This is a genomic window from Streptomyces sp. NPDC000410 (assembly GCF_040300305.1).
Taxonomy (GTDB): Bacteria; Actinomycetota; Actinomycetes; order Streptomycetales; family Streptomycetaceae; genus Streptomyces.
This window is the reverse complement of record NZ_JBEPDM010000002.1, coordinates 280,704-297,106: the sequence shown is the minus strand read 5'-3', so window position 1 is coordinate 297,106 and position 16,403 is coordinate 280,704. Positions and strand designations below refer to the sequence as shown.

The following is a 16,403-nucleotide window of genomic DNA, read 5'->3' as shown; positions in this document are numbered from 1 at the left end:
TCCCGCAGTACGAGACAGGACGCGAGACGGAGAACGGGAGGGGACATGCGGGGACAGGAGCGGACAGGACGGGACAGGCCCCGGTGCCGTACCGGGGCCTGTCCGGAAACCGCTCCCCGGCATCACTGCGGAAGCGAATCGGGAAACGAATCGGGGAGCGGGTCGGAAAGCGCTCAGAACGGGTGAACGCCGACCGGGGCCGCGGGCGGCGGGCCGTAGCCCTCCGCGACGCGCTGGTGGTAGGTCTCGCGGTCGATGACCTCCAGGCCGACGATCTCCCAGGGCGGCAGCTGGGCGCTGGAGCGGTGCTCTCCCCACAGGCGCAGCGCCACCGCGGCGGCGTCGTGCAGGTCCCGGGCTTCTTCCCAGTAGCGGATCTCCGCGTGATCGTTGGCGTAACGGCTGGTCAGCAGGAAGGGATGGTCGTGGGCGAGCTGTTCGAGCCCGCGCCTGACCTCCTGGAGCGGGGCCTCCGCGCCCGAGACGCAGAGGGTGATGTGCCAGAGCTTGGACATCACGCCGTCCTTGCCGTTCGGGTCCGGGCCGGGGCCCGGTTGCTCGTCGTCGAAGTCATCGCCGAAGTCGGCCCCCGCCTCCACGCTGGTGAGGGCTCGTTGCTCCCCCACGCCCCTGCGGGTGCGGGTGGTGCCCCCTGTCCCTCGGGGCGCCGCCCCTGGGCGCGCTCGTCTCACCAGCGGCCTCCTGTTGATGCGTTGTGGTGCTGAACCTCGCCTTGCCCCCCTGACAAAATCCCCCTGACAAAGTTGACCAGCCCGGGGCCGGGCGTGTGGCGGTTTTGGTAAAGGTCCTTGTCGGCAGGCGGGACTTTCAGCCGTTTCAGCGGCAGGGGCGGGTCAGGGGTGCAGGACGACGAGGTCGTCCCTGTGCACGACCTCGCGCTCGTAGGCGGGGCCGAGTTCCTTGGCGAGTTCGCGGGTGGAGCGGCCGAGGAGTTGCGGAATCTCCTTGGCGTCGAAGTTCACGAGGCCACGGGCGACGGCCCGGCCCTCGGAGTCGCGCAGCTCCACCGGGTCTCCGGCGCTGAACTCGCCCTCGACGGCCGCGATTCCGGCGGGCAGCAGGGACTTCCTGCCCTGTACGACGGCATGGACAGCGCCGTCGTCGAGGGTCAGCGAGCCCTGCGGGGTGGAGGCGTGGGCGAGCCACAGCAGCCGGTCGGCGGAGCGGCGGCCGGTGCGGCGGAAGTAGGTGCCGGTGTCGCGCCCGGCGAGCGCGTCGGCGGCGCGGCTGGCGGAGGTGAGGACGACGGGGACGCCCGCGGCCGCCGCGATCCGGGCGGCCTCGACCTTGGTGACCATGCCGCCGGTGCCCACGCCCGCCTTGCCCGCGGAGCCGATGGAGACGCCTTCCAGATCCTCCGGTCCGCGGACCTCCGCGATCCGGGAGGTGCCGGGCTTGCTGGGGTCGCCGTCGTAGAGCCCGTCGACGTCGGAGAGGAGGACCAGGAGGTCGGCGCGTACGAGATGGGCGACGAGAGCGGCGAGCCGGTCGTTGTCGCCGAAGCGGATCTCGTCCGTGGCGACGGTGTCGTTCTCGTTGACGACCGGGACGGCGCCCATGGCGAGGAGCTGGTCGAGGGTGCGGTAGGCGTTGCGGTAGTGGGCGCGGCGGCTGGTGTCGTCGGTGGTGAGGAGCACCTGTCCGACGCGGACGCCGTAGCGGGCGAAGGAGGCCGTGTAGCGGGCGACGAGCAGGCCCTGGCCGACGCTGGCGGCGGCCTGCTGGCGGGCCAGGTCCTTGGGGCGGCGGGCCAGGCCGAGCGGGGCGAGCCCGGCGGCGATGGCGCCGCTGGAGACCAGCACTATCTCCTTCTCGCCGCCACTGCGGACCTTGGCGAGTACATCGACGAGGGCGTCCACACGGTCGGCGTCGAGGCCCCCCGCGGCCGTGGTGAGCGAGGACGAGCCGACCTTGACGACGATCCTGCGAGCTTCCGTTACGTACTGCCTTGCCACATTCACATGGCGAATCTATGCCAGGGGCCGCTGTCGGCGCGCATCCATTTCACCCGATGGACAGGAACCCGGCCGGCGTCCCGGGACGGCGTCCCTGCCGGAGACGCCATACGCGCCACCCCCTTGCACACGGAAACACCGCAAGGGCCGGAACGGCCACTCCCCTCATTTGTGACGATCCCTCAAAGGCCCTGTGACCAGGCAGTGTTACCCTCGTCCAGAGGCCGAACTCCGTTTGTCCCCGCAATGTTTGCTCTGCGATCATCCACGCGCCTCATTGGCAAACATCAGTCTCGGAGACAACTTTGTCGAACCATCGAACACCGGTCATGCGCCGCGGACGGATGATCGCCGCCGGCGCCGTAGCCGCGGTCGCCGCGGGCCTCCTCGTCATCCCCGCCATGGGCAACGAGGCCCCTGAGTCCGACCCCACGCTCATGACCGAAGAAACGGCCACGGGGGCCGAGCAGCCAACAGCCCTTGCCGCGGAGGAGCCGTCACCCGCGATCGCCACACTGTCGTGGCCCGGCGCGGGCTCCGCCGCCAGGACCGCCGACTTCAAGCTCGAGTCAGGTGCCGCCCTCGGCAAGCGGGTCGCCAAGCTGGACGCCGCGCTCCCCAAGCAGGGCGTCCAGAAGATCCTCAAGTACGCCAATCGCGACCTGAACCCCGGCGGGAAGTGCGCGACGGACCCCTTCGATACAGGCGGCAAGGCGAAGGCTCTGCCGCCCGCCAAGAAGTACTGCTTCGAAAGCGCCGACGCCAAGAGCAAGGAATGGATACCCCAGGCCGTCACCGGGGTCTCGGACGCCACGAAGGACGAGAAGTGGGGCACCGAGCGCCCCATCCTGATCGGCTCGTACGACGCCATCAACCCCGGCCGCAAGAACGGCTGCGGGGCGAAGGAGTCGGACCAGTGCCAGGAGAAGGGTGTACGGATCACCTTCGTCGATCCGGCCACCAAGAAGTACCGCCACGCGCTCCTGGTGTGGCCGTACGTGGACAAGTCGAAGAAGATCAACTTCGACGCGGTCCACGCGAACGAGAAGAAGGGCCAGAACGGCATCCACATCGGCGGGATGGCCTGGTACAAGAACTACCTGTACGTCGCCGACACCTACAACGGCATCCGGGTCTTCGACATGAGCAAGATCATGGATCTCGACCCGGACAACAAGCCGAGCACGAAGGACAAGGTCGCCGGCGGGTACAAGACGGACATCACGGCCAAGGGCAAGAACAAGATCGGCCGGCACGGCAAGACCTGGTACAGCTTCGGCTACCGCTACGTGATGCCGCAGGTCGCCACCTGGACCTTCAAGGCCAAGCAGTACAACAAGGCCAAGGAGAAGGACACGAAGGACCGGAACGGCAAGGTGATCAAGAAGGGCAAGAAGATCACCTACTGCGCGACCAGCGGCGCTCCGAAGTCCTCGTACCTCTCGATCGACCGGTCCGTCTCACCGCACGTGCTGGTGATGGGTGAGTACTGCCGCCCCACGGACAAGCACCCGTCCACGGGCCGCCTCACCGGCTACGCGATCGATTCCAAGTCCGGCAGGCTCGTCTCCGGCGGCGGTGTCACCAAGACGCCGGCCTGGGGCTACTACCTCCCGGCCGAGGGGATTCAGGGCGCCGCGCACCACGACGGCGTGTACTACCTGAACCAGAGCAATCTGCACGCCAACGGGAAGATCATCCGGGCCACGTTCGACTGGAAGCGCGGGCTGGTCACGTCCGGGCGTCCGGTGCCCACCGCCGTCGGTCCCGAGGACCTCTACGTGGAGCACGGCAAGGCGACCAAGAAGTCGCCGCTGCTGTGGTCGGTCTCCGAGCACGCCCCGAAGCGCGTGATCTACGCCCACAAGATCCAGGACATCCTCGCCAGGCCGTAGCAGGAAGACGCCCACGGCACACGCAGCGGCCCGTAAGCCCCCTCTTGCCGGGGACTTACGGGCCGCTCGCGGTTCGGCAGGTCAGCGGGCCACCGTGGCCGGTGCCTCGGCGCCGTTGCCCTCGGTGCCGTTGCCCTCGGGGCCACCCGCGCCGGTCTCCGACTCCCGGTCGAGCTCGCCGATCGGCTGCTCCCCGATGCGCTGCTCCACACCGGCGTTGCGCGCCTCGGCCTTGGCCGTCAGCGCCTGCACCGCCGCGTCGAACTGCTCGATGGAGGTGGGCTCGTCGGGCCCGAGCAGGTACTTCTTCAGCTCGGCGCGCGCGTCCGCCTGGGTGTCGGCGGCCGGGTCGGCCACGGCGGCCAGCAGCTGGTCGAGCTCCTCGGCGGTGTTGGAGAGGATGACCGCGGCCCGTACCGCCGTGTTCTGCCGCTTGAACTCCTCCACGCCCAGCTCCGCCGAGTCCGTGACGGCGTACGGCTTGCCGCTCGCGATGAAGTCCGAGACGACGCTGGAGATGTCGGAGACCATGCCGTCGGACTCGTTGAAGCAGTCGTACAGCTTGGGCTCGGAGCCCGTGACGATCTTGTGCTCCCACCAGCCGGAGGTGCGCCAGTACGCCTCGTTCCACTCGGCCCGCAGCTGCTTGATCTCGGCGAGCCGCTGGGGGTCGGCGAGCGAGACGCGCGATACCTCGGCCTCGTCGCCGCCGGCCCGCCCCGGCTTGCTGAGCTCGGCCAGCTCGGAGTCGATACGGGCCAGTTCGGCGCGCGCGGCCGCCTGGTCGGACTGCGCGGCCGCGGCCTGCTCGGCCCAGCGCGGGTCGCCCGCGCGCTCGGCGGCGGCGGCGCGCACCATCGCCATGATCCGCTCGTGGACGGCCAGGGCCTTCTTGTTGCGGATGCCGGTGAAGGGGTGCGGCTTGTAGATCACCCGGACCGGCCGCTCGGCCTCCAGCAGCCGCCGGACGATGTTCTCGCCGGCGAGCAGCAGGGAGGTGTTGCCGGGGTTGTTGTCCCAGCCCTCCCAGGTGGGGGCGTACAGGATGGTCGGGATGGGGTTCTTGGGCGCCCCGGTCCACGTCTTGATGGGGGCCAGCTGCGGGCGGCCGACCTCGACGATGTCGTCGTCGCGGACACCGACGTCGGCCAGCGCGTACCGGTCGCGGCCCGCCCGGCCCGCGGTCCACACCTCGTCGTACACCTTGGAGAAGGGGTTGACGCTGGCGAGCTTGTCGCTGTCGCCGTGGCCGATGAAGACGTGCTTCATGGTCGGCACGCGCAGCATGTGGATGTTCTTGCCGACGTTGGCCGGGTAGAGCGTGACCCGGACGGTGTCGAGCTTCATCGCCATCAGGTGCTGGCCGCCGGGGACACAGAGCACGGGGACGGACGTCTCGTTGAGCTTCTCGACGAGGACGCGCTCGCGCATGATGACGATCGGCCGGCCGTCGAGCTGCTCCATCGTCTCCAGCCACATGTTGACCTGGTACGCGGACTCGTCCGAGCCGGAGAAGTACAGGGCGACGGTCGGCTGGTACTCGCTCAGCCACTTCTGCACGGCCTTGAGCACGGCGGGCCCGGACGGCACGCGGCGCGCCCGTCGCAGATACGGCACGAGGGCGAGGGTGTAGAGCAGGCCGAGGCCGATGGTGAGCGCGGTGCCGACGAAACCGATGATGTCGCGGCCGGTGGCCGCCGCGATCAGGACACCGGCCATGGCCGGGATGTCGAGGTGCAGCATCTTCTCGCCGGAGCGGTGCAGCAGCGCGCGCGGCGGGGCGTCCGGGATGCGTACGGCGTTGAGGTCGACGTTACGGGTGATGACCGGCATGGTCCGGCGCAGCCGGATGAGGGTCGCGAGGGCGCCCTGCGGCGCCTGGAGACCGTAGAAGAGCAGGAAGCAGGCGACCGTCGCGTAGAACAGCGGCTGCTCGGCGAGGTTCTCCCGGGCGAGCAGCAGGATCAGCAGCAGCTGGCGGAGCAGGAAGCGGATCGGCAGCCCTGCCCGGACCTTGCTGAGGCGGTTGATCAGATAGCTGCCGCGCTGATGCAGGTACCAGTCCGCGACATAGGTCACGAGAGCGGCGGCCGCGAAGAACCAGATGTTCGGGATCAGCGCGGCGATCATCACGCACGGATAGCCCAGTCCCATCAGGACTGCGGCGGCCAGCTCTGACCGGCTGCCCACACGTGCCAGGCGAATGGCGGTCGAAATCACGAAGAACCTGCTCCAAAGGTGCCGGTTGATTCACGTTCAAGTACACATTGGGACGTATAAGGAATGTGTGAAGAGGGAGCTTCACGCACTCGGGCCTCTGTTTTCGCTCGAAGCTCGAAGCGACCACAGAGGCCCGAATAGCAATGGCAAAGTATTACACATCTTCCTGGCGGTCCAGCACGGACGCCAGAGCCTGCTCGAAGTCCGAGGCCTCGGTCGCCCCGCGGGTCGGATCCTGCTGCCGTACGTCGATGACATGGCCGGTCAGCTCGGAAAGCAGCACGTCCAGCGAGGTCCGGGCCACGGCCTCGGAGGAGAGCAGCGTCCCGGCCGGCTCCTGTCCGAACGCCTTGGTTCGCATGGGCGTCGCGGTGCGCTCGGGATTGACGCAATTCACCCGGATACCGTCGGCCGCCCATTCGTCGGAGAGGGCCTGGGTGAGATTCACCATAGCCGCCTTCGTCGATGAGTAAAGACTGTATTCGGCGCGGCCTCGGGTGTAGCTGGAAGAGGTGTAGAGGAGCAGCTGCCCCTTGGTCTCCGCCAGGTATTTGTACGATGCACGTGCAATCTGGACGGGCGCCAGATAATTGACGTTCAGCGCTTCCTGAATGGTCGCGTTGTCGGTCTCGGCGAGCTTGCCGATGCGGAGCACGCCCGCCGTGTTGATCACGTAGTCGACACGCCCGCTCTCCGAATACGCCTTGGACAGCGCGTCGTCCACGTGCTCCGGGTTCTCGATATGGGTGCCGGTGGTCGAGCGGCCCAAGGCGTAGACCTTCGCACCGTACTGCTCGGCGAGAGCGGCGATGTCCGCGCCGATGCCGTACGAGCCTCCGAAGACGACCAGGGTCTTGCCCGCCAGCAGCTCACGGTAGGCGGCCTCGTCGGCCTGGCGCGGGGCGGCGGTGGAGGCCAGCTGGAAGAGCTTGTCGGCGATGAAGACGTCGACCGGCTGCGTGACCTTCATGTTGTACTCGTCGCCCGCGACGACGTAGATCGGCACGTCCGGCAGGTACTTGAGCACGACGCTGCAGTCGTCCGTGGCCTGGAAGTTGGGGTCGCCCGCGGCGATCTCGTAGGCCCGGCGGATCGTGGAGAGCTTGAAGGCCTGCGGGGTCTGGCCTCGGCGCAGCCGGGAGCGGTCGGGGACGTCGGTGATGAACTCGCCGTCCTCACCATGGGTGCGGGTCACGATGATCGTGTCCGCGGAGGGGATGGCGACGTCGACGGCCTGGTAGCGCTCCAGGGCGTCCACACAGTCGGCGATCACTCGCTGTGACAGCAGCGGACGCACCGCGTCGTGGAAGAGGACGTTGCGGTCCTGGCCCTCGGCGAGGCCCTCGCTCAGGGCCTCGATCGCGCGCTCCGTGGTCTCGTTGCGGGTCGAGCCGCCCTCGATCACCTTGGTGACCTTGGTGAGCCCGGCCTTGGCGATGATCTTCTCCACGTCGGGTACGAACCCCGGCGCCATCAGCACGATCACGTCATCGATGGCCTCGGCGTGCTCGAAGATCGTCAGGGTGTGCTCGATGACAGCCTTCCCAGCGATCTTCAGCAGCTGCTTGGGGATCGCGAGTCCCACCCGCTGACCGGTACCACCGGCAAGCACGACTGCTGTGGTGCGGGGCTTGGCTTCGTGCGGCACGGACACAGACGACCTCTACCTTGCGATGACTGGGGGACGGTGTGATGGTCGCACTCTCCGTGACCGTCCCGCAAGGCGGCTACGCGGCGCCGGGCACCCTCCCGAAACCGTCTGTTCACCGGGTGGCCAGGGATGTTGGCGCTGCCGCGGCGGCTCGTCGGGGTGAGCGACGCCACACGTGTGCGGCCCGCCGGTAACCGCGATTTCACTGGTCAGTGACATCGAGTACCAACGCGTTCTGCGGGTCGTAGGCGAGCCTGGCCGCGACCATCAGCTGCGGCCGGGAGCGGAGCCTGCGCAGTGCGCGGCGGAGCAGGAGGAGGGGGCGGGTCCGGTGCAGAAGCACGGGCGGATACGTGAAGACGGGACTCTTCGCCACCACGTCGTCGAGCAGCCTGGCGATCCTGACCGGGGCCGCGTCGGGGGTGTGGCGCAGCCAGAGCTCCCAGCTCTCCTTCTCCCGACCGGCGGGTCCGCCGGGGCCGGTGGACCCGGCGGGTCCGGTGGACCGGCGACGCTCGACCGCTGTCGCGCAGGACAGCGTGGCCCGGAAGCCGTCCGCGCCCTCCCGGACAGCGGGGAACTCCAGGTCGGCGGGCTCCGCGCCACCCCGGCGGAGCAGCAGGACGGGCCGCTCCCCCAGCTCCGCCGGACCGTAGAAGCGTCCGGACACGGTCACGTTCGGCCCGTCGACGCGGATGTCTCCCGCCTCCGCGTGCAGGGGTCGCACCCAGGAACGCAGCACGAGCAGGTTCTTGGGCGCGCGGATGAGCGGGACGAGATGCCGGACACCCTCGGCGGGTGTGACGCGCCGCACGGCGGTCATCGAACCGCGCTGGTCGACCGCGCGGGCCCGGATGCCGACACGCGTGCCGGAGGCCGGGTGGTCCGCGTGGCAGACCCAGGTGCCGTCGGCGAAGTCCTCGCCCGCGGGGACGGTCGCCGTGCCGTCGGCCGCGAACGGATAGACACGCTCCTCGGCCTCCTTGGCGAGGTCGGTGCATACGAGCCGCAGTCCCGGGTAGGCGGCGACTGCCGACTCGGGGGAGATCAGGCGTACGGTCAGCCGGCCGTCGGACTCGGCGACGCAATCGGCGATCGGCATGAGGGAGGTTGACGCAGCCGACGAAACCGACGGAGCCGACGCGGCGGAGGAGGACGACGGCGCCGCCTCTGCCGACCCGGCGGACGGAGACGACGAGGAGGACCCGGCCGACGCAGGCGACCCGGACGCCGGTGCCGACCCCGACGACCCGGCCGCCCGGCCGGGCCCCGTGGGCGAGGTGGCCGGAACCGGGCTCGCGCCGAGTTCGGCGAACAGCTCCTCGTACTTCTGGGCCACCGGGCCCGGGTCGAAGCGGCGGGCGTTCTCCCGTGCCGCCGCGCCCATCCGGCCGCGCAGTTCCTCGTCGTCGATGAGCCGCAGCAGCGCCTGGGCCACGGCGTCCGCGTCGCCGACCGGCACGAGCAGCCCGTCGACCCCGTCCGCGATGATCTCGCGCGGCCCGTAGTCGCAGTCGGTGCTGACGACCGGGAGCCCACAGCGCATCGCCTCGACGAGGGTCATGCCGAACGACTCGTGCCGCGAGGTGGACACGGCGATCGCGCCCTTGACCCATTCCGGCTCGATCGGCGAGCGGGGGCCCATGAGGTACACGCTGTTGTAGAGGCCCAGCTCGTCGATGCGTGCGCGCAGCCGGTCCTTCTGGTTGCCCCAGCCGCAGATGCGCAGGGTCCACTCGGGCCGGGCGGCGACGACCTTGCCGAATGCCTTGATCAGCACGTCGTACTGCTTCTCCGAGGCGAGCCGTCCCGCCGCGACGATCGTCCTCCCGTCCGGCTCGGCGGGGGCGACCATCGGCTCGGGCACGCTGTTCGGGATGGACAGGATGCGGGTGTCCGGCAGCGGCATCCGCTCCCGCCAGACCGCGGCGTCGCCCTCCGACACGGTCACGAACGCGTCGAGCGCGGCGAGGTGATCCCGCATCTCGGCGCGGAGTTCGGGCTTGTGGTGATGGTGCGTCATGTGCTCCTGCCCGATGAGCACGGCGCCCTTCGGCGCGAACTGGGCCACGTACGCGACGAGGCCGGGCCGGGTTCCGATGACCACATCCGCGCCGGCGGCCGCGTAGTGGTCGCGCACCCGCTCGTCCGTGAGCGCGCTGTACTCCTTGAAACGCGCCTCGCGGGCCGGGAAGGCTTCCGCGGGCCGGAGCGCGAGCGGGTGCTCGGACTCGTTGGCCGGGGAGCCCGGGCGGGTGTCGACGAGCGGTACGACGGTGATGCGGGGGTCGATCGCGAAGAGCGGCACGTCCCGGTGCCGGAACACCGAGACGATCTCCACCTCGTGCCGGTCGGCGAGCTCCTCCGCGAGGTTGAGCGTGGTGCGGATGGTGCCGCCGATGCCGTAAATCGTGTGGATGAGGAAGGAGACCTTCACTCGACGCTCCGTTCAGTTCAGCCGGGGCATCCTGCCGCCCCACCCCCGCCTACTAGACGGGAATGAGGGTCGGCAGGTTGTTCCACCGGATGGATCTGACCGAAACCGGTTTCACCGGCCGAAACGAGCTGCACCTATCGCTCGAACGAGCGAGCCCGTCGCCGGAACGAGCCGCCGCTAGAACGGGTTGAACTCGTCGAACTCGCGCTGCGCGCTGTCCCGCTCCGCCTCACGGTCCTTACGGCGCTGCGCCGCGGGCCGGGGGGCCTCCATCCGGTGGTCCTCGCCACGACGGCCGAGCATCTCCGCACCGGCCATCATCGTCGGCTCCCAGTCGAAGACGACCGCGTTGTCCTCCGGACCGATGGCCACGCCGTCGCCCGCGCGGGCACCGGCCTTCATCAGCTCTTCCTCGACACCGAGGCGGTTGAGCCGGTCGGCCAGATAGCCGACGGCCTCGTCGTTGTTGAAGTCGGTCTGGCGCACCCAGCGCTCCGGCTTCTCGCCGCGCACGCGGTAGAGGCCGTCCTCCTCCAGCGTGACGGTGAAGCCCGTCTCGTCGACCGCCTTCGGGCGGATGACGATCCGGGTCGCCTCCTGCTTCGGCTTGGCCGCGCGCGCCGCCGCCACGATCTCGGCCAGCGCGAAGGACAGCTCCTTCAGGCCCGTACGCGCCACCGCCGACACCTCGAAGACGCGGTAGCCGCGCTTCTCCAGGTCGGCGCGGACCATGTCCGCGAGATCCTGGCCGTCCGGGATGTCGATCTTGTTGAGGACGACGATGCGAGGACGGTCGTCCAGGCCGCCGTACTGCTTCAGCTCCTCCTCGATGACATCGAGGTCGGAGATCGGGTCGCGCTCGGATTCCAGCGTCGCCGTGTCCAGGACGTGGACGAGGACGGAGCAGCGCTCGACGTGGCGCAGGAACTCCAGGCCGAGGCCGCGCCCCTGGCTGGCGCCCGGGATCAGGCCCGGCACGTCCGCGATCGTGTAGACCGTCGCGCCGGCCGTGACCACGCCCAGGTTCGGCACCAGCGTGGTGAAGGGGTAGTCCGCGATCTTCGGCTTGGCGGCCGACAGGACGGAGATCAGCGAGGACTTTCCTGCGCTGGGGTACCCCACCAGGGCCACGTCGGCGACGGTCTTCAGCTCCAGGACGATATCGCCCAGGTCACCGGGCTCGCCGAGCAGCGCGAAGCCGGGCGCCTTGCGGCGGGCCGACGCGAGCGCCGCGTTGCCGAGGCCGCCGCGGCCGCCCTGGGCCGCCACGTACGTCGTGCCCTGGCCGACCAGGTCGGCGAGCACGTTGCCGCTCTTGTCGAGCACCACCGTGCCGTCCGGGACCGGCAGCACCAGGTCCTGGCCGTCCTTGCCGGAGCGGTGGCCGCCCTCGCCGGGCTTGCCGTTGGTGGCCTTGCGGTGCGGCGAGTGGTGGTAGTCGAGCAGCGTGGTGACGGACTGGTCGACGACGAGGATGACGTCGCCGCCACGGCCGCCGTTGCCGCCGTCGGGGCCGCCGAGCGGCCGGAACTTCTCACGGAACACGGAGGCGCAGCCGTGGCCTCCGTTACCCGCGGCGACATGCAGTTCGACGCGGTCCACGAAGGTGGTCATGGTTCTGTGCCTCCTGGGGGTCCCCCGGCCGAAGGCTGAGGGCGTACGGAAATGTCTACTCGTCTAGTCAATAACGCGCGAAAGGCGGACCCGCTTCCCGTAACGGGAAGTGAGGTCCGCCCCTCGCAAAGAACCGATCAGGCGACCGGAACGATGTTCACAACCTTGCGGCCACGGTGGGTACCGAACTCCACCGCGCCGGCGTTCAGCGCGAACAGCGTGTCGTCGCCGCCACGGCCGACGCCCGAGCCCGGGTGGAAGTGGGTGCCGCGCTGGCGGACCAGGATCTCACCGGCGTTGACGACCTGACCGCCGAAGCGCTTCACGCCGAGCCGCTGAGCGTTGGAGTCGCGACCGTTCCGGGTGGACGATGCGCCCTTCTTGTGTGCCATCTCTCCTCAGTCCCTTACTTCGCAGCCGTGGGGATCGCCGTGACCTTGATCGCCGTGTACTGCTGACGGTGGCCCTGACGACGGCGGTAGCCGGTCTTGTTCTTGTAGCGCAGGATGTCGATCTTGGCGCCCTTGTGGTGGTCCACGACCTCGGCCTCGACCTTGATCCCGGCCAGCACCCACGGGTCGCTGGTCACAGCGTCGCCGTCGACAACGAGCAGGGTCGAGAGCTCGACCGTGTCGCCAACCTTGGCAGTGGAAATCTTGTCAACCTCAACGATGTCGCCGACAGCAACCTTGTGCTGGCGACCACCGCTGCGCACGATGGCGTACACGCGGATCTCTCTCTCGCTCGGAACGGGAACCTCTGATGCCAGCCGTCCGCACGGACCCAGGGCCCGTGACTCTCCGCAATGGATGAACGGCCTCTCCCGACCCGGGGTCGGGAGGGAGGTGCTCAGAAGCTGACGTGCATGGAAACACGCCGACGGTCAAGGTTACGGGGCACATCTCGGGGGGTCAAACCGGCGGACGCGCCGGGCAGTATGCTCGCTCGGCGAAGCCCGTCACCGGAAGGCAAGGCAGAGAAGTGAACTACAGGGTCCAGCCCACCGCCCAGGTCGCCGAGAGCGCCGTGATCGGCGACAGCAGCAGCGTGTGGGAGCTCGCCCAGATCCGAGAGGACGCCCGGCTCGGTGAGGGCTGCGTGATCGGCCGGGGCGCGTACGTCGGTACCGGCGTCCGTATGGGTGACAACTGCAAGCTGCAGAACTACTCCCTGGTCTACGAGCCGGCCGAGCTCGGCAACGGCGTCTTCATCGGCCCGGCCGTCGTCCTCACCAACGACCACAACCCGCGCTCCATCGACCCCGAGGGCAAGCAGAAGCGCGGCGGCGACTGGGAGGCCGTCGGTGTGAAGATCGCCGACGGCGCCTCGATCGGCGCGCGCTCGGTGTGCGTGGCCCCGATCGAGATCGGCCGCTGGGCCATGATCGCGGCCGGCGCGGTCGTCACCAAGGACGTTCCGGACTTCGCGCTGGTCGTCGGCGTCCCGGCCCGGCAGATCGGCTGGGTCGGCCACGAGGGCGTACGTCTGGTCGAGCGCGAGGGCGAGGCCGGTGTGTGGGAGTGCCCGAAGTCGGGGCGTCTCTACAAGGAGACGGCCGAGGGGACGCTCACCGAGGCGGTGTGATCGCGTATCGCGGAGCGGGCGAGATCGTGAATGAGGGGGACCGGGCTGCCGGTCCCCCTCACTCTTACAGCCGCATAGGATGGCCGGGTTTCCTGGCGCCCTACGCAAGCGAGGCCGACATTGTCCCCGACTGATGTCCAGATCTCAGGTCAACTGGACAGGGCTGCGGCGAGCGGAGCGCAGCAGCAGCCCCGCAAAAAGGCCGCACCGCCCCGCCTGTACGCGCTGGACGCGCTGCGGGTCGTGGCGGCGGTGTCCGTCATGCTCTTCCATTTCACGGGGATCGACGCGGCGAACCGGACCAACTGGGGAGTGAACCCCAGGGAGTTGTTCCCTTCGATCTTCCCGTTCACGACCTACGGCTCGTACGGCGTCCAGCTGTTCTTCATCATCAGCGGTTTCGTCATCTGCCTCTCGGCCTGGGGCCGTACGCCGGGCCAGTTCGTCCGGGCCCGCTTCCTGCGCCTCTTCCCGGCCTACTGGTTCTCCGTGGTCCTGGCCTTCCTCGCCTGGCGTGCGCTCCCGGACGGCCAGCGGAAGGTCCCCAGCATCAGCGACTCGCTGACCAACTTCACGATGATCCAGGTGCCGCTGGACGCCCGCCATCTGGTCGGCGCGTACTGGACGCTGTGGGTCGAGCTCACCTTCTACCTGATCTTCCTCGTGGTGGTCTGGAAGGGTCTCGACTACAGGCGCGTCTCCGTCTTCTGCTGGGTGTGGCTGCTGGCGAGCGTGCTGGTCCAGAAGGACAAGACCATCCCGCTGCTGGCGACCTTCGCCCAGCCCCTGAACACCGCGCTCTTCGTCGCCGGCATCGCGATGTATCTGATGTACCGGTTCGGCCCCGACCTCAAGCTGTGGGGTCTGCTCGGCGCGAGCTGGCTGGTCATGCAGAGCGACCTGGTGGAGTACGTGGACGGTCTGCGGCACGACCGGGGCATGGATGTGCACCCCTATGTCGCGCTGGCCCTCGTGACCTCGTTCTATCTCCTTGTTCTGGCCGTCGCCCTGCGCAAGCTGGAGTGGGTCAGCTGGAAGTGGCTGGCGACCGCGGGCGCCCTCGTCTATCCGCTCTACCTCCTCCACGAGGAGCTCGGCTGGGCGATGATCCGCGAGCTGTACGGGCACGTGGGCGCCTGGGCCACCCTGGGCATCACGACGGCCGTGCTGATCGTGCTGTCCTGGCTGGTGCACCGTTTCGTGGAACGGCCTTCGCAGCAGTGGCTGCGCGCCCGCCTCGCCCGGGAATCCGCGCGAGAATCCGCGCGTGATGTGAGCAACATCTGAAGATAATTCACAGCCGGAGTGAACCCGGCGTGAACATTCCCATTCCTACCTCCCGGAGTATCTCGGGAGGTAGGAATGTCCATTCGGTCGCGGCGTTCGGTGCTGGGCCTGCTCGGAGTCGGAACGGCGGGAGTGGCGACGTACGCGCTCTCCGACGATCTGTCGCCGGAAGCGAAGCGGTCCCCGATCTCCGAGCCCACGCCCCAGACGGTCGAGCCCGCGGTATCGGTTCCCTCCCACTCCCTCGCGGAGGAGAACCGGCTGGCCGGCTCCCGCGACTGGCTCTCCGATCCCGAGGACCCCATGGCGTCCGGCGACCGGCGCCGACAGATCCAGGGTTACGCCTCCGCCACCTCGGTCGGACACGGCGAGGTCATCGACTTCCACGTCTCCGTGCACGACTGGCAGCACTACCGGATCAGCGTGTTCCGGCTGGGCGACTACAGCGGCACCGGCGCCCGGCTGCTGACGACCAGCTCCCGCCTCCAGGGCAGGCGGCGCACCGTACCCGAGTCCGATCCGCACACCGGGTCCATAGCCTGCGACTGGCCCGTCTCCTGGAGCCTGCGCGTTCCGTCCGACTGGATGTCCGGTCTCTACCAGGCCGTTTTCACCACCGAGGACGGGCACCGCGCCAGTACGCCCTTCGTGGTGCGGGAGCCGGACCGGGCCTCGGACATTCTCGTGGTGCTTCCCTTCACCACCTACCAGGCGTACAACATGTGGCCGATGGACGGTCGCACCGGCAAGAACCTCTACCGGGGATACCTGGAGAACGGAAAGGTCGGCGCCGCCGACGAGCGGGCGTACAAGGTCTCCTTCGACCGGCCGTACGCACAGTCCGGTATTCCCAAGTGGTTCCAGATGGACACCAGCTTCGTCCGCTGGGTCGAACGGGCCGGACGTGATGTGACCTATGCGAGCAGTGTCGATCTGCACGAAGGGGCGGTGGACACGGCCAAGTACCGCGCGGTGTTCTTCCCCGGCCACGACGAGTACTGGTCCAGGCCCATGCTGGATTCCGCGAAGAAATCCGTCTCGGCCGGCACTCATCTCGCGTTCCTCGCCGCGAACAACGTCTACTTCCACGTGCGGATGGAGTCGTCCGCCGACGGCCGCGCGAACCGGATGATGGCCTGCTACAAGACGTCACCCGACCCCACTCCCGACAAGGCCGGACACACCTCCCGCTGGCGGGACGTCGTAGCGGACGGACGGCACGCCGAACAGGGCCTGCTCGGCATCCAGTTCAACGGGATCCTGAACAAGCCCGCGCCGCTGGTGGTCAAGGAGAGCGGGCACTGGCTCTGGGCGGGCACCGGGCTGCGCGACGGCCACCGGCTGCCCCGGATGATCGGCGTCGAGGCGGACGGCTACGACCCGAAGGCCCCGAGCCCGGCCGGCGCCACGCGCACCCTGCTGGCCGAGTCCTCGTACCGCGACAAGCGCGGCGCCATGAAACGGCGCGTCCAGCACACCGCGCTGACCGAATACCCGAACGGGGCCATGGTGTTCATGGCGGGCACCTTCCACTGGGCGCTGGCCCTGGACGACCCGGGGCACCGGAACCGGCACGTGCAGACGGCGACGGCGAATCTGGTCGACGAGATGCTGCGCGACCGCCGTGCGCGGGCGGAGAGCGGCGCATGAGCGGGCAGCCGGCAGTGCAGGAGCGGGCAACGCAGGAGAGCAATGCATGAAAAAGGGCCCCCGCGGGGGCCCTTTTCCCTGTCGTGCGT

General features: G+C 69.1%; 12 protein-coding genes. 4 read left to right on the top strand and 8 right to left on the bottom strand.

Features of this window, described 5'->3' with window-relative positions; genetic code table 11:
* Positions 1–173 precede the first annotated feature (173 nt).
* Complete coding sequence (locus ABT342_RS04665; RefSeq protein ID WP_351566953.1) at positions 174–692, bottom strand: DUF8830 family protein; 519 nt, start codon at positions 690–692, stop codon at positions 174–176.
* 162 nt (positions 693–854) lie between these two features.
* Positions 855–1,982 (bottom strand): glutamate 5-kinase, encoded by a 1,128-nt coding sequence (proB, locus tag ABT342_RS04660; RefSeq protein ID WP_351566950.1) that lies wholly within the window; start codon positions 1,980–1,982, stop codon positions 855–857.
* 323 nt (positions 1,983–2,305) lie between these two features.
* Here proB and ABT342_RS04655 point away from each other — a divergent pair, with 323 nt between their 5' ends.
* Positions 2,306–3,871, top strand: coding sequence for a hypothetical protein (locus ABT342_RS04655; RefSeq protein WP_351566948.1), 1,566 nt, complete (start codon positions 2,306–2,308; stop codon positions 3,869–3,871).
* Between the two features lie 81 nt (positions 3,872–3,952).
* Here ABT342_RS04655 and ABT342_RS04650 read toward each other — a convergent pair whose 3' ends face one another.
* The 6 genes from ABT342_RS04650 to rplU form a co-directional block, all read right to left on the bottom strand.
* Positions 3,953–6,091, bottom strand: a complete 2,139-nt coding sequence (locus tag ABT342_RS04650) for a CDP-glycerol glycerophosphotransferase family protein (RefSeq protein WP_351566945.1) — start codon at positions 6,089–6,091, stop codon at positions 3,953–3,955.
* Between the two features lie 154 nt (positions 6,092–6,245).
* A complete protein-coding gene (locus ABT342_RS04645) occupies positions 6,246–7,745 on the bottom strand; it encodes an SDR family NAD(P)-dependent oxidoreductase (protein WP_351566942.1) in 1,500 nt (499 codons plus the stop codon).
* Positions 7,746–7,944: 199 nt separating this feature from the next.
* Positions 7,945–10,179: a glycosyltransferase family 4 protein gene (locus ABT342_RS04640; RefSeq protein ID WP_351566939.1), complete on the bottom strand. Its 2,235-nt coding sequence runs from the start codon at positions 10,177–10,179 to the stop codon at positions 7,945–7,947.
* A 177-nt stretch (positions 10,180–10,356) separates the two neighbouring features.
* Positions 10,357–11,793, bottom strand: a complete 1,437-nt coding sequence (gene obgE / locus ABT342_RS04635; protein ID WP_351566936.1) for a GTPase ObgE — start codon at positions 11,791–11,793, stop codon at positions 10,357–10,359.
* Positions 11,794–11,930: 137 nt separating this feature from the next.
* On the bottom strand, positions 11,931–12,185 hold the full coding sequence (rpmA, locus tag ABT342_RS04630) for a 50S ribosomal protein L27 (RefSeq protein ID WP_019063244.1): 255 nt from the start codon (positions 12,183–12,185) through the stop codon (positions 11,931–11,933).
* Between the two features lie 14 nt (positions 12,186–12,199).
* The gene (rplU, locus tag ABT342_RS04625) at positions 12,200–12,520 is read right to left on the bottom strand and encodes a 50S ribosomal protein L21 (RefSeq protein ID WP_030211179.1); all 321 of its coding nucleotides are present in this window, start codon (positions 12,518–12,520) and stop codon (positions 12,200–12,202) included.
* Between the two features lie 254 nt (positions 12,521–12,774).
* Here rplU and ABT342_RS04620 point away from each other — a divergent pair, with 254 nt between their 5' ends.
* The 3 genes from ABT342_RS04620 (at position 12,775) to ABT342_RS04610 (ending at position 16,314) form a co-directional block, all read left to right on the top strand.
* A complete protein-coding gene (locus ABT342_RS04620; RefSeq protein WP_351566931.1) occupies positions 12,775–13,377 on the top strand; it encodes an acyltransferase in 603 nt (200 codons plus the stop codon).
* Between the two features lie 120 nt (positions 13,378–13,497).
* Positions 13,498–14,664: an acyltransferase family protein gene (locus ABT342_RS04615; protein WP_351566928.1), complete on the top strand. Its 1,167-nt coding sequence runs from the start codon at positions 13,498–13,500 to the stop codon at positions 14,662–14,664.
* A 75-nt stretch (positions 14,665–14,739) separates the two neighbouring features.
* On the top strand, positions 14,740–16,314 hold the full coding sequence (locus tag ABT342_RS04610; protein WP_351566925.1) for a N,N-dimethylformamidase beta subunit family domain-containing protein: 1,575 nt from the start codon (positions 14,740–14,742) through the stop codon (positions 16,312–16,314).
* Positions 16,315–16,403 lie beyond the last annotated feature (89 nt).

Bases quoted from the DNA above. Each gene is read 5' to 3' on its own strand.
- ABT342_RS04655 (WP_351566948.1), top strand. From the start codon at position 2,306: ATGCGCCGCGGACGGATGATCGCCGCCGGCGCCGTAGCCGCGGTCGCC.
- obgE (WP_351566936.1), bottom strand. From the start codon at position 11,793: ATGACCACCTTCGTGGACCGCGTCGAACTGCATGTCGCCGCGGGTAAC.
- rpmA (WP_019063244.1), bottom strand. From the start codon at position 12,185: ATGGCACACAAGAAGGGCGCATCGTCCACCCGGAACGGTCGCGACTCC.
- ABT342_RS04610 (WP_351566925.1), top strand. From the start codon at position 14,740: ATGTCCATTCGGTCGCGGCGTTCGGTGCTGGGCCTGCTCGGAGTCGGA.